Raw genomic sequence first — 13,307 nt, 5'->3', positions numbered from 1 at the left:
TTCTTAACACACTTTAACAGCGAACAAAGGATATGAGTAAGACCCTGGTATTCGGAGCCTCCTTAAAACCCTACAGGTACAGCCATGTGGCTATAAAAAGATTGGTGGAAGCAGGGGAGGAGGTCCTGGCCTTTGGGATGAGGGAAGGCCATGTGGCCGGTGTGCACATCAGGACTTCCTGTGAATCGTTTGAGGACGTCGACACCATCACGCTCTACATGAACCCCGATAGGCAGCGGCCCTTCTACCAGACGATCCTCGACCTTAAACCCAGAAGGGTCATCTTTAATCCAGGGACCGAGAATCCAGAATTCTATGATCTGCTCGAAGAAGCCGATATCGAAGTAGAGGTTGCCTGTACGCTCGTCATGCTTTCCATTGGGCAATACCGGTAAGGGATGGTCAGACCCGTTTCCGGATCAACCACAGCCCCAGGAAAGTGATGAGTCCATTGATCGGGAGGAGTTCATACCCGATCTGGTAGCCCCCGAGCACATCTGCCGGCAGATAGGAAAGCCCGATGATGACCAGGACGCAGGAGAGGGCGACTACCCAGACCATCCGGTCGTATATCTGGTATTTGGTAAAGATTCCGAAGGCAAAGAGACCCAGTAAGGGCCCGTAGGTATAGGTGGCCACCGTGAGGAGTCCGTCTATGACATTCCGGTCTAGCAGGTACTTAAAGCTGATCACTACCAGGATCAGGAGCAGGCTCATCCCAACATGTACTTTTTTGCGAAGGCTTTTTTGGAGACTGACTTCTCTTTTTTCTATCCCCAGAAAATCAACGCAAAAGGAGGTGGTCAGGGAAGTAAGGGCGCTGTCTGCACTGCTGTAAGCGGCGGCGATCAGGCCCAGGATAAAGGTAGAGGCCACCAAGCTTCCCAGTCCGCTGTTTAGGGCGATCTCGGGAAACAACAGATCCGACTTGGGCTCCCCGTCCATCAGGGGAAGGGCCACTCCGTAGCGATTTGCATAGATGAATAAAAGGGCCCCAAGCAAGAGAAAAACGAAGTTGACAACGATCAGGATGATACTGAAGGTTACCATGTTCTTTTGTGCGTCTCCCAGGGATTTACAGGTGAGGTTCTTTTGCATCATGTCCTGATCTAGTCCGGTCATACAAATGGTGATGAACATCCCCCCGAGAAAGGATTTTACGAAGTGGTTCTTTTGATTGAAGTCGTCCGTAAAAAAGACCTTACTGTATTCCTTCAGTTCATCGGAATTCAGGAATTCAGAAAAGCCCCACCCCAGTTTTTCGTTGATAAAGTAAATGGAAAGCCCTACAGACAGTAACATGAACAGGGTTTGCAGGGTATCCGTCCAGACGATGGTCTTGATCCCGCCACGGAAGGTGTAGATCCAGATGAGCAGGATGGATATGACCACGGTGAGTTCGAAGGGAATTCCCCAGGCGTCGAAGACGAACTGCTGTAAAACGATGGCAACCAGAAACAGGCGAAAAGAAGCGCCCAGAACCCGGGACACAAAGAAAGAAATGGCCCCTACCTTATAGCTCACTATCCCAAATCTGCCTTGGAGGTATTCGTAAATGGAGGTAACATTCAGCCTGTAGTAAATGGGCAGAAGGACAAAGGCGATGACAAAGTAACCCACCAGATAGCCCAGGACCACCTGCATATAGCTGAATTCAGAAGCTTCTACCCAGCCCGGAACGGAAATAAACGTGACCCCGGAGAGGGAGGCACCTATCATCCCGAAAGCGACTACGAACCAGGGCGACTTGTTCCCGGCCCGAAAAAAATCGGCATTGGAATCATTGCGTCCGGTAATGTAGGAGATCACGATCAGGACCAGGAAATACGCGCCGATCAGCAGCAGAATACGGGAGGCATCCATTCGAATTAATTTCCGGCCCAAAGTACAAAAAGTAAAAATAGTACGTAATTTTGTCCGTATGGAATTTTCGTCAAAACTCCTTGAGAACGCGGTCTATGAAATGTCCCAGCTGCCCGGGGTGGGCAAGCGCACGGCGCTGAGGCTGGTGCTACACCTCCTCAAACAACCCGCCTCCCAGACCGGAAGGCTCACCCATGCATTGAATACCCTGAGGGAAGAGATCAAATTCTGCAGGAATTGCCATAATATCTCCGATCTCAGCCTGTGTGAGATCTGCTCCAACCCCAAGAGGGACAACGGTCTGATCTGCGTTGTGGAAGACATTCGGGATGTGATGGCCATTGAGAATACTAGCCAGTACAACGGGTTGTACCATGTGCTGGGAGGCAAGATCTCCCCTATGGAAGGGATCGGCCCACAGGACCTCACCATTCGTTCCCTTGTGGAAAAGGTGAAAAGCGGCGAGGTGAGGGAACTCATCTTCGCCATGAGCTCAACCATGGAAGGGGATACGACCAACTTTTATATCTACAGGCAGATACAGGATGAGGGTGTGAAGACCTCTACGATTGCCAGGGGAATTGCCGTAGGTGACGAGCTGGAATACGCTGATGAGATCACCCTGGGAAGGAGTATCCTTCACAGGATTCCTTTTGAGACCTCCCTTAAAGCAGATTGACAGAATAGGGAAAATATAAAAATCCGACCGAAAAATTATTATTTTTGCAAAAATATCAAACCTAACAAGGCCCTTACTAAGAATATGTCAAAGTTCGAATTGAAACTCCCTCAGATGGGGGAAAGCGTAGCGGAAGCCACCCTAACATCCTGGCTCAAGGAAGTAGGGGATACGGTAGAGTTGGACGAGGCGGTATTCGAGATCGCCACGGATAAAGTAGATTCCGAGGTCCCCAGCGAGGTGGAAGGGGTCCTTGTAGAAAAAAGGTTTGGGGTGGATGACGTGATCAAGGTAGGTGAAGTGGTGGCTGTCATCGAGACCGATTCAAAGGGCGAACCCGCTTCCACTCCTGAAGTGGAGGTGAAACCGAAGGAGGAAGAAGTATCCGAGGCCGTGAGTACTGAGATCGAGGAACACCTGAGCCGTGCCAGGGAAACGGTCTCTGCCGCTCCTGCGGTGCAATCCGGATCAGAGCGATTCTATTCTCCACTGGTAAGGAATATCGCAAAGCAGGAATCCATCTCCCAGGAGGAGCTGGACGCCATCGCAGGAACGGGCCTGGAAGGCAGGGTGACGAAGAACGACATCCTTGCCTATGTAGAATCCCGCAAGAATGGCGATGAAAGGAAGACTGAGGTCAGGGAAGCACAGCCCAAGGCCGAACCGGTTGCTGAGAAGGCACCTGCCAAGGCTGCCGAAGCGCCTCATAAGGTCACCACCGCCCAGGTTACCGGAGCCGACGAGGTTATCCCCATGACGCGTATGGGAAAACTCATCGCCCATCACATGGTGGAAAGTGTGGCTACCTCTGCCCATGTCCAGAGTTTTATAGAGGTGGATGTCACCAACGTGGTCAAGTGGCGCAACAAGGTCAAGGATGCCTTTGAAAAAAGGGAAGGGGAGAAACTGACCTTTACTCCTATCTTTATGGAAGCGGTGGCCAAGGCCCTGAAAAAATACCCCATGGTGAATATTTCCGTAGACGGGGATACGGTCATCAAAAAGAAGAACATCAATATAGGGATGGCGGCGGCCCTTCCTGACGGGAACCTGATCGTTCCCGTGATCAAGAATGCAGACCAGCTCAACCTGGTCGGGATGGCCAAGGTGGTGAACGACCTGGCTAACAGGGCAAGGAACAACGCCCTCAAACCCGATGAGATCAAAGAAGGTACGTATACCGTGACCAACGTAGGTACATTCGGCAGTGTCTTTGGCACTCCCATTATAAACCAGCCCCAGGTTGGGATACTGGCCCTGGGTGCCATCCGTAAGATGCCTTCTGTGATCGAAACCGAGGAGGGTGACTTTATCGGGATCCGCAGCAAGATGTTCCTCTCCCACAGCTATGATCACCGCGTAGTGAACGGTGCTCTGGGCGGTATGTTCGTCAAGGCGGTGGCAGAATACCTGGAGAATTGGGACATGGACCGGGAGATCTGAGCCGGTTAGACCGATCGGATAGCCAATCTCCGAACCCTTTTAACAGCACAAAATGAAATTGAACCTCAATAAACCCATTTGTTTCTTCGATCTCGAGACCACGGGAACGAATGTGGCCAAGGACCGAATCGTCGAGATATCCATCCTGAAGATAAAGCCGGATGGCAGCAAGGAGCAGCGTACCTGGCTGGTGAACCCCGAATGTGAGATCCCGGAAGCTGTTGTAGCCATCCACGGAATTTCCAATGAGACGGTGGCGAATGCCCCTACCTTTTCGGCCCTTTCAAAGGAGATCTATCAGTTCATCAAAGGCAGCGACCTCGCCGGTTTTAATTCGGACCGCTTTGATATTCCCCTCCTGGCCGAAGAGATGCTGAGGGCGGGAGTCGATTTCGACATGAAGAATATGGTATCGGTTGACGTGCAGACCATTTTCCATAAAATGGAGCAGCGCACTCTTTCTGCGGCCTATAAATTCTATTGCGACAAGGACCTGGTAGGGGCACATGGTGCCAAGGCAGACACCGAAGCCACCTACGAAGTGCTGCTGGCTCAATTGGAGCGCTATCCCGACCTGGAAAATGATGTAAAGAAGCTGGCCGACTTCTCCACCTATCGGCAGAGCGCTGATTTTGCGGGGTTCATAGGCTATGACGAAGAGGAGGAAGAGGTCTTCACCTTCGGGAAACACAAGGGGAAGAAAGTATTGGAGGTACTGGAAGAGGAGCCCGGGTATTTCGGGTGGATCCTCAATGCGGATTTCCCGCTCTACACCAAAAAAGTGCTTACCCAGATCAAATTGCGCAAACTCAACAACAAGCTCTCCTAGAGAATCTCCCGGATATGAAACTCGTCTGTATAGGGCGTAATTACGCCGAGCACATCAAAGAGTTGGCCAATGAAAGGCCGTCAGACCCGGTTGTTTTCATAAAACCAGATTCTGCGGTACTCCCCAAGGAACAGGATTTCTATATCCCCGAATTTACTCAGGATGTGCATTACGAAGTGGAGGTACTCGTCAGGATTAAAAAGGTCGGGAAACACATCGATCCGAGATTTGCCCATAAGTATTACGATGATATTGGGTTGGGCATCGACTTTACCGCCCGTGACCTCCAGGCCAGACTCAAGGAAAAAGGACTTCCCTGGGAGAAGGCCAAAGGTTTTGACGGAGCTGCCGTCATCGGTAAATGGATAGACAAAAAGGAGCTCGGTGACCTGAGGGACCTCCACTTCGACCTGTCGCTGAACGGGAAGCTGGTACAGCAAGGACATACCGCAGAAATGTTGTGGCCCATAGACGAACTTATTGGGTATGTCTCTAGATTTTTCACCTTAAAAAAGGGGGATATTCTCTTTACCGGAACGCCTGCGGGAGTTGGCAAAGTAAGTCCAAATGATTACCTTTCCGGCAGATTGGAAGGGACGGAAATGTTTCGTTTAAAAATTAGGTAGATGATCTACAGCCTGGATAAATTGAATGAGATGGCGGAGGGAGATGATGATTTCGTCCTCTCTGTGGTGACTGTGTTTTTGGAGGAAGTACCCCAGGACCTCGAGGACCTGGAGAAAGCCATTGAAAGCGGGGATTACGAGAATGTCTACCAACTTGCCCACAAGATCAAACCGAATGTGGATATACTGGGGATGGAACAGACCAGGGCGATCGCCCTGGAGATAGAGACCCTCGGAAAGGACGAAGCCAACATGGATCGGATCAAAGAGAAATTTCCCGCCCTCAAAAAGGACATCCATCAGGTCATTTCGGAGCTGCACAAAGATTTTGATGTATAATGCATGCGGAGATCATTACGATAGGCGATGAAATCCTTATCGGGCAGATCGTCGACACCAATTCTGCATTTATTGCCTCGGAACTCAATAAAATAGGGATCTCCGTATTCCAGATCACCTCTGTACAGGACGACAGGGACCATATCCTGAAAGCTCTGGAGGAGGCTTCCTCCAGAGCACAGATCATCCTAATGACCGGAGGGCTGGGGCCTACCAAGGACGATATCACCAAGCTTACCCTATGTGAATACTTTGAGGATTCCCTGGTACAGGACCCCGATGTGCTCAAAAACATTGAATACCTGTTCAAGACCTATATCTCCACCCCCATCTCTGAAGTGAACCGCAGGCAGGCTATGGTTCCAACTAAGGCCAGAGTACTGCCCAATGCCCATGGAACGGCCCCGGGCATGTGGTTTGAACACCGAGACAGGGTCTTTATTTCCCTTCCGGGAGTGCCTTTTGAGATGAAGGAACTCTTAACAAAACACGTGCTTCCGGCCATCGTATCCCGTTTTAGTCGGCCTTACATCCTCCACAAGACCCTGATGACTTATGGCCTGGGGGAAAGTGCGATAGCTGAGCGTATCTCGGACATTGAGGATTCCCTCCCGCCCTTCATCAAAATGGCCTACCTTCCAAACCTGGGAAAGGTCCGGCTGCGGCTTACGGCCAAGGGGGCAGACAAGGCCGTGCTGGAGAATGGGATCCGGGAGGTGTCTGAAAAGCTGTACGCTACCATAGGGGATATCATCTCGGGGGAAGAGGATGCAGGCACCCTGGAAGCCGTAGTGGGCCAATTACTGACCTCGAGGCAGATGACCATGGCTACAGCAGAGAGTTTTACAGGGGGAAGGATCGCTGAACAGATCACCTCGGTACCCGGGGCTTCTGCCTACTTCGTCGGGGGGATGGTTACCTATGCCACCCGAACAAAGACAGACCTGTTGAAGGTAAGTGAACAACTGATCAGGGAACATTCCGTGGTCAGTGCTGAAGTGGCTTCGGTTATGGCTGAGAATGTCCGGAAGATCATGGGATCGGATTTCGGGATCGCCACCACCGGAAATGCAGGCCCTACAAAAGGAGATTCCGATGCCCCTGTAGGAACGGTATTCATCGCCGTGGCGAGTGAGAAAGGTACTGTGGTCGAATCGTTTTCCATGGGAAACCACCGGGTGAGGATCGTCCAGAAAGGGGTTCATAAGGCCCTGGAAATGTTGCGGAAAGAAATTTTAAAATTCTGAGAAAGATTTTTGCTCTTCCGTGAAAATGACGTAAATTTGCCACCTGATTAAAATCAAGTAAAGAAGAGCGGCATGTCTAAAGTTTGTGAAATTACCGGGAAGAAGGCAATGTTCGGAAATAACGTTTCTTTTTCGATCAACAAAACCAAAAGAAGGTTTGATGTGAATCTTTCCAAGAAAAGGTTCTACATCCCGGAAGAAGACCGATGGGTTACCCTGAAGGTCTCTGCCAGGGCTCTTAAAAGCATCAACAAAAAAGGAATTTCTGCCGTGCTGAAGGAGGCCCGTCAGAACGGATCTATAAAATAAGCCCAACACCAGGATACTATGGCCAAGAAAGGAAACAGAGTTCAGGTGATCCTAGAGTGCACTGAGCACAAGGAGTCCGGTATGCCCGGAACTTCCAGGTACATCACCACCAAGAACAAGAAGAATACTCCGGACCGTCTGGAGATCAAGAAGTTCAATCCCATTCTGAAAAGAATGACCGTTCACAAAGAGATAAAGTAAGAAGACATGGCTAAGAAGACCGTAGCAACCCTGCAAGGGAGTTCCAAAAGACTGACAAAAGCGATCAAGATGGTGAAGTCGCCCAAAAGTGGTGCCTATACCTTTGTCGAATCCGTAATGTCCCCTGAAATGGTAAACGACTGGCTGGCTAAAAAGTAGTCAGCAATCTCATATCATCCAAAGCCGCTACTCTGAGTTAGCGGCTTTTTTATTTCTTATATTTGATGCTTCCAAGCACCGACCACCTATGAGTATCTTTAAGAAAATATTTTCCTCCGAGAAGAAACAGAGCCTCGATAAGGGGCTTGAAAAGACCAAGACCAGTTTCTTTACCAAACTCAGCAAGGCGGTCGCCGGCAAATCGCGGGTGGATGACGATGTACTCGACAACCTCGAGGAGGTGCTGGTCACCTCAGACGTCGGGGTAGAGACCACCCTGAAGATCATTGAGCGTATTGAAAAGCGTGTTGCGGAAGATAAGTACATGGGCACGGATGAACTCAACCAGATCCTCAGGGAAGAGATCGCCGGATTGCTGTCCGAGACGCATACGGGAGAAGGGACAGATTTTGAATTGCCCGGGGATAAGAAACCCTATGTGATCATGGTGGTCGGGGTGAACGGGGTGGGTAAGACCACGACCATTGGAAAACTCGCCCACCAGTTCAAGAACAAGGGATTTTCAGTAGTCCTGGGTGCTGCCGATACTTTCAGGGCTGCAGCTATAGACCAGTTGCAGGTATGGGCAGACCGGGTGGAGGTACCCATTGTCAAACAGAAGATGGGAAGTGATCCTGCTTCCGTGGCTTTCGATACCCTAAGCGCGGCAAAATCCAAGAACGCCGATGTGGTCCTGGTCGATACGGCCGGTCGCCTCCACAACAAGGTCAATCTGATGAACGAATTGAGCAAGGTAAAAAGGGTGATGCAAAAGGTGATACCCGATGCCCCGCATGAAGTATTGCTGGTTCTCGACGGTTCTACCGGCCAAAATGCCTTCGAGCAGGCCCGGCAATTCACAAAGGCCACCGAAGTGAGTTCCCTGGCTGTGACCAAGCTCGATGGTACTGCCAAAGGAGGTGTGGTAATCGGGATCTCTGACCAGTTCCAGATCCCCGTAAAATATATTGGAGTAGGGGAAAGGGTGGAAGACCTGCAGGTGTTCAACAAGTACGAATTCGTAGACTCCTTCTTCAGTTGAGACCGCCTTACTGCATAGGGCTCCTTATTCTGTTCCTCTCATCGTATTCAACCCGGGGTCAGATCGAGCATCCAAAAGCCAGTCCGTTCACGAGGGTGGAGCAACAGATCGGCCTGACCCGTATCAAAATCGAATATTCGAGGCCCGCAGCCAGAGGGCGGGAACTTTTTGGCGGGATTGTCCCTTACGGCAGGATATGGAGAGTTGGGGCGAATGAATCCACAAAGTTCACCTCAGATACAGAGATCATAGTCCTGGGTAACCGCTTACCCCCGGGAACTTACGCACTTTACGCCTTTCCGGAAGAAGATGGTTGGGAAGTGGCCTTCCACATGAACACCACCCACTGGGGAGACGGCAGGACGGCTTATGACCCTGCCGAGGATGCATTCAGGATTAAGGTGGCCCCCCGGAAAGAAGAAGCATGGCAGGAGAATTTCCAGATCAGTTTTGACTCCATACACCACAACGGTGCTCTTTTGTTATTGAAGTGGGGACATACCGTGATCCCGATTCCTTTGGAAGTAGATACGGAACAGACCATGCGCACCACTATCAGGAAAAGCCTGGAAGGCGATCCAACCCCCCAGACCTATTATGAAGCGGCCAGGTACCTGCAGGAAGAAGGGCTGGATACGGAAAAGGCTCTGGACTATGTGCAGACCGCCATTGACCTGGGTGGGGATACGTACTATTTTTACCGGGTAAAATCACTGCTGCAAGCCCGGATGGGCCTGTACAGGCAGGCAATAGCCTCAGCTGAGCGTTCCCTTGAACTGGCGGACGCAGAGGGAAAGGATGAGTTCGTTCGGATGAACCGGGAAAACATAATAAAATGGAAAAATTGGGAAAAAGAAAGAAAAGAGTAGGTGTACTCCTGTTGCTGGCCACAACCCTATTGTTTATCGGGTGTAAGAATACGAAGGCTCCTGAAGAGGACATCGTCTTGTGGACCCCTTACAACGATTCTGCCGAAGTTGCCGCCAACAAGGAGCACGAGAACCCGAGGATGAGGTATAAATTGATACAGTCGAGGGTGCTCGATAAAAACGATATCTTCCTCCCCCTTTACCGGGAGGTGAATGCTTTTCCCGAAGCGAGATACGAAAGTTTAAAACCCCTCATCCTGGAGCAGGATATCCCCTCCCTGCAAAAGGCCATTAAGGCAGGAAAGCTCACCTATGAGGAACTGACCCTGTTCTATCTCAAGCGGATCTACCAGTACGAACTGGATAATGAAACGACCCTCAATACCGTCATCGCCCTGAACGCGCAGGTCCTGGAAGAGGCCAGGGAGCGGGACAGGAACCGCAAGGACGGACAGCACCCCATCTACGGGATGCCTGTTCTGCTCAAGGATAATATAGACACGGACGGGATGCGGACCACGGCAGGAGCACTGGCCTTTCAGGAAAACACAACTTCGGATGCCTTTATCGTCAAACAACTGAAATCTCATGGTGCCCTGATCCTGGGGAAGGTGAACCTCAGCGAATGGGCCTACTATCTATGTGACGGATGTCCTGTTGGGTACAGCGCCTATGGGGGGCAGACCCTGAACCCTTACGGGAGGAGGATCTTTGAGACCGGGGGTTCCAGCTCGGGAAGCGGGACGTCCATGGCAGCCAATTACGCCGTGGCTGCAGTGGGTACGGAAACTTCGGGGTCCATACTTTCCCCTTCCAGCCAGAATTCTGTGGTGGGACTCAAACCGACGATCGGACTTTTGAGCAGGTCGGGTATCGTGCCTATATCGAGTACGCTCGACACCCCCGGGCCTATGACCCGGAATGTGACCGACAACGCCATTCTGCTGGATGCCATGCTCGGCAAAGATCCGGAGGATACGGCTTCCGTGGAGAAGGAGCAAGGTGCACACTGGTTTGATCAGCTCGGGAAGGAAGACCTCCGTGGGAAGCGTTTTGGGGCATTTTCGAACCTCCTGGAAAGGGATAGTATCTACAGCCGAACCCTGGAGTTATTGAAGGAAGCCGGGGCAGAGATCACGATCCTTGACCCACCCGGAATTCCCCTCGACGGGTTTTTAAGTATCCTGAACCTGGATATGAAGGAAGACCTTCCTGCCTATATCCGGAAAAATGTACGGGATACGAAGGCCGTGACAGTGAGGACTGTGCAGGACGTTATGGACTTCAACCTGCAGGATACCCTGGTACGAATTCCTTACGGACAGGGGCGACTGAAAGCCGTGGTAACAGACAGCACGTCTGTCGAAGACCTGCTGAAGATCAAATCGGACCTGGAAAAAAGCAGCAGGGATTTCTTCAACACGGCCATGGATACGCACCGACTGGACGCTATACTCTCCATCAACAATTACCACGCGGCCTATGCGGCAGTGGCCAAATACCCGGCCCTGACCGTTCCTATGGGGTACAAGACCAATGGAGAACCCATCAGCCTCACCTTTATAGGCAAATCCTTTGAAGAGCCTGAGTTGCTTCAGTTGGGCGCTGCCTTCGAAAAGATCAGTAAAGTGCGAAAAATTCCAGAGGGATATAAATAATCTACCTCAGATATCGTGCACATCCTGAGCTATATCGTATTTTTGCACCTCATTTAGCCACATGCGTACAAAAACACGTAAAAAGAACAGGATCAACGTAGTGACCCTGGGTTGCTCCAAGAATGTATACGACTCGGAGGTGCTCATGGGACAATTGCGCGCCAATAACAAGGAGGTCGTCCATGAGGAGGAGGGCAATATCGTGGTAATCAATACCTGTGGTTTTATAGCCAACGCCAAGGAGGAAAGCGTCAATACCATCCTGGATTTTGTCAGGCAGAAGGAAGAGGGCATAGTGGAAAAGGTATTCGTGACCGGCTGCCTGAGCGAACGCTACAAACCCGATTTGCAAAAGGAGATCCCTGACGTGGATGCCTATTTCGGGACCACGGACCTGCCAAACCTGCTCAAGGCCCTTGGGGCCGACTACAAGCATGAACTGGTGGGGGAACGCCTGACCACCACCCCTAAGAATTACGCCTACCTCAAGATAGCCGAAGGATGCGACCGACCCTGCTCTTTCTGTGCCATTCCTTTGATGCGTGGGAAGCATCGCAGCACGCCTATCGAGGCATTGGTCTCTGAGGCCGAGAAACTGGCGGCAAAAGGAACGAAAGAACTGATCCTGATCGCACAGGACCTGACCTATTACGGCCTGGACCTGTACAAGAGACGTAACCTGGCTGAGCTTTTAAAGGCCCTTGTGAAGGTAGAGGGGATCGAATGGATCCGTCTGCATTACGCCTTCCCTACAGGGTTCCCCATGGACGTACTCGAAGTAATGCGGGAAGAACCCAAGATCTGCAATTATATCGACATCCCCCTCCAACACATCTCGGACCCTATCCTGAAGAGTATGAGAAGGGGTACCACCCAGGAAAAAACCACGCGTTTGTTGAGGGAATTCAGGGAGGCAGTCCCCGATATGGCCATCCGCACCACCCTCATCGTAGGGTATCCGGGAGAGACGGAAGCCGATTTCGAGACGTTGAAAGCCTGGGTAAAGGCCATGCGTTTTGAGCGCCTGGGTTGCTTTACTTATAGCCATGAGGAAAATACCCATGCCTACAACCTTGAGGATGATGTTCCGGAATCCGTAAAACAGCAACGCGCCAGTGAGATCATGGAATTGCAGTCCCAGATCTCCTGGGAACTGAACCAGGAAAAGATCGGAAAGACCTTTCGCTGCATTATAGACCGGAAAGAAGGAAATTATTTTGTGGGTAGAACGGAATACGATTCCCCCGATGTAGACAATGAGGTACTCATAGACGCCACAAAATACTTTCTGAGGGTGGGCGATTTTGCAGATATCCATATTACGGAGGCAGCGGATTTTGACCTGTATGGTATTCCGGCAAAGTAGGCGCGAGTCCTAAAAGAAAAAAAGCGCTGTAGATATCAATCCACAGCGCTTTTCTTATGATTGCAAATTCAATTAGTTGCCTTCACTCAGGGAGAAACTTCCATCTCCTGTGAAGTTTGTTACCTCAATAGTAACCGTCCATATTCCAGAGGCCCCGGCAGAGGTTACCCCGCTAAAGGAATCCGGCTCTGCACCTCCCTGGATTGAACGGTCGAGTACAGTGACTTCTTCTGAATCCCGAACGATCATTCGGAAACTACCTTCAGAGGTAGCGGTAATATCCGCATTGTAGTCGGCTGTACTCAAATTGTTGTTCCAGCTGAAGATCCGGGTTGCGGTACCCCCATTGCCTGTAAAGCTCGCATCGATGTCTCCGTTGAAATCCGAACGATCCCCAACGATGAAATCAGATGGGCTCGTATTCAACCGGGTGCCATTGACTGTTACCCTCACAAAGGCGTCGTCATCCTTGCTGCAGGATGCAAGAAACAGCATTGCCGGCAGGGCCAGGAACAAGGTCCATTTTTTTAAGAAGTTTAATCTGGTTGAAATTGTAAAATACATGATAAAAAAATTTAGGGTTTATTATATGTTAACAACTTCAACGGCTGAATTCCTGAAAAATTTTATATTTTTTTTTTTTGAAAATAGAGTCGGCCATTTACAGTAAAATCGGA

Annotated in this window: 16 protein-coding genes; 14 read left to right on the top strand and 2 right to left on the bottom strand. The window is 50.6% G+C overall.

All coding sequences use genetic code 11. The features are described 5' to 3' along the window. Positions 1-32 precede the first annotated feature (32 nt). A complete protein-coding gene (locus GWK09_RS01365) occupies positions 33-395 on the top strand; it encodes a CoA-binding protein (protein ID WP_163691225.1) in 363 nt (120 codons plus the stop codon). Between the two features lie 7 nt (positions 396-402). On the opposite strand, the gene GWK09_RS01360 is transcribed toward GWK09_RS01365, so the two are convergent. Then, on the bottom strand, positions 403-1,863 hold the full coding sequence (locus GWK09_RS01360) for a sodium:solute symporter (RefSeq protein ID WP_163691224.1): 1,461 nt from the start codon (positions 1,861-1,863) through the stop codon (positions 403-405). Positions 1,864-1,921: 58 nt separating this feature from the next. Between GWK09_RS01360 and recR the strand changes: the two genes are divergently transcribed. From recR to rimO, 13 genes are all read left to right on the top strand, one after another. After that, positions 1,922-2,542 (top strand): recombination mediator RecR, encoded by a 621-nt coding sequence (recR, locus tag GWK09_RS01355; protein WP_163691223.1) that lies wholly within the window; start codon positions 1,922-1,924, stop codon positions 2,540-2,542. A gap of 84 nt (positions 2,543-2,626) precedes the next feature. Next, complete coding sequence (locus GWK09_RS01350; protein WP_163691222.1) at positions 2,627-3,985, top strand: dihydrolipoamide acetyltransferase family protein; 1,359 nt, start codon at positions 2,627-2,629, stop codon at positions 3,983-3,985. 52 nt (positions 3,986-4,037) lie between these two features. After that, entirely contained in the window at positions 4,038-4,814 is a 777-nt protein-coding gene (locus tag GWK09_RS01345; protein WP_163691221.1) for a 3'-5' exonuclease, read from the top strand. 14 nt (positions 4,815-4,828) lie between these two features. Further along, on the top strand, positions 4,829-5,440 hold the full coding sequence (locus GWK09_RS01340) for a fumarylacetoacetate hydrolase family protein (protein WP_163691220.1): 612 nt from the start codon (positions 4,829-4,831) through the stop codon (positions 5,438-5,440). Beyond that, positions 5,441-5,779 (top strand): Hpt domain-containing protein, encoded by a 339-nt coding sequence (locus GWK09_RS01335; protein ID WP_163691219.1) that lies wholly within the window; start codon positions 5,441-5,443, stop codon positions 5,777-5,779. After that, positions 5,779-7,026, top strand: a complete 1,248-nt coding sequence (locus tag GWK09_RS01330; RefSeq protein WP_163691218.1) for a competence/damage-inducible protein A — start codon at positions 5,779-5,781, stop codon at positions 7,024-7,026. Before GWK09_RS01335 ends, GWK09_RS01330 begins: the two co-directional genes overlap by 1 nt. A gap of 72 nt (positions 7,027-7,098) precedes the next feature. Further along, entirely contained in the window at positions 7,099-7,335 is a 237-nt protein-coding gene (gene rpmB, locus GWK09_RS01325; protein ID WP_163691217.1) for a 50S ribosomal protein L28, read from the top strand. 18 nt (positions 7,336-7,353) lie between these two features. Next, positions 7,354-7,536, top strand: coding sequence for a 50S ribosomal protein L33 (gene rpmG, locus GWK09_RS01320; RefSeq protein ID WP_129602758.1), 183 nt, complete (start codon positions 7,354-7,356; stop codon positions 7,534-7,536). Positions 7,537-7,542: 6 nt separating this feature from the next. Beyond that, a complete protein-coding gene (locus tag GWK09_RS01315) occupies positions 7,543-7,695 on the top strand; it encodes a DUF4295 domain-containing protein (protein ID WP_163691216.1) in 153 nt (50 codons plus the stop codon). A gap of 88 nt (positions 7,696-7,783) precedes the next feature. Then, positions 7,784-8,737, top strand: a complete 954-nt coding sequence (gene ftsY / locus GWK09_RS01310; protein WP_163691215.1) for a signal recognition particle-docking protein FtsY — start codon at positions 7,784-7,786, stop codon at positions 8,735-8,737. Beyond that, positions 8,734-9,606 carry a DUF2911 domain-containing protein gene (locus tag GWK09_RS01305; RefSeq protein WP_204260344.1) on the top strand — a complete coding sequence of 291 codons (873 nt, stop codon included), beginning with the start codon at positions 8,734-8,736 and terminating at the stop codon, positions 9,604-9,606. Before ftsY ends, GWK09_RS01305 begins: the two co-directional genes overlap by 4 nt. Further along, the gene (locus GWK09_RS01300) at positions 9,573-11,264 is read left to right on the top strand and encodes an amidase family protein (protein WP_163691214.1); all 1,692 of its coding nucleotides are present in this window, start codon (positions 9,573-9,575) and stop codon (positions 11,262-11,264) included. Before GWK09_RS01305 ends, GWK09_RS01300 begins: the two co-directional genes overlap by 34 nt. Positions 11,265-11,325: 61 nt before the next feature. Continuing rightward, entirely contained in the window at positions 11,326-12,630 is a 1,305-nt protein-coding gene (rimO, locus tag GWK09_RS01295; RefSeq protein ID WP_163691213.1) for a 30S ribosomal protein S12 methylthiotransferase RimO, read from the top strand. Between the two features lie 72 nt (positions 12,631-12,702). On the opposite strand, the gene GWK09_RS01290 is transcribed toward rimO, so the two are convergent. Continuing rightward, positions 12,703-13,194, bottom strand: a complete 492-nt coding sequence (locus tag GWK09_RS01290) for a hypothetical protein (RefSeq protein ID WP_163691212.1) — start codon at positions 13,192-13,194, stop codon at positions 12,703-12,705. Positions 13,195-13,307 lie beyond the last annotated feature (113 nt).

This window comes from Muriicola jejuensis (genome assembly GCF_010671595.1).
Taxonomy (GTDB): domain Bacteria; phylum Bacteroidota; class Bacteroidia; order Flavobacteriales; family Flavobacteriaceae; genus Muriicola; species Muriicola jejuensis.
The sequence above is the reverse complement of the archived record's forward strand: the minus strand, read 5'-3'. Positions and strand labels throughout refer to the sequence as shown.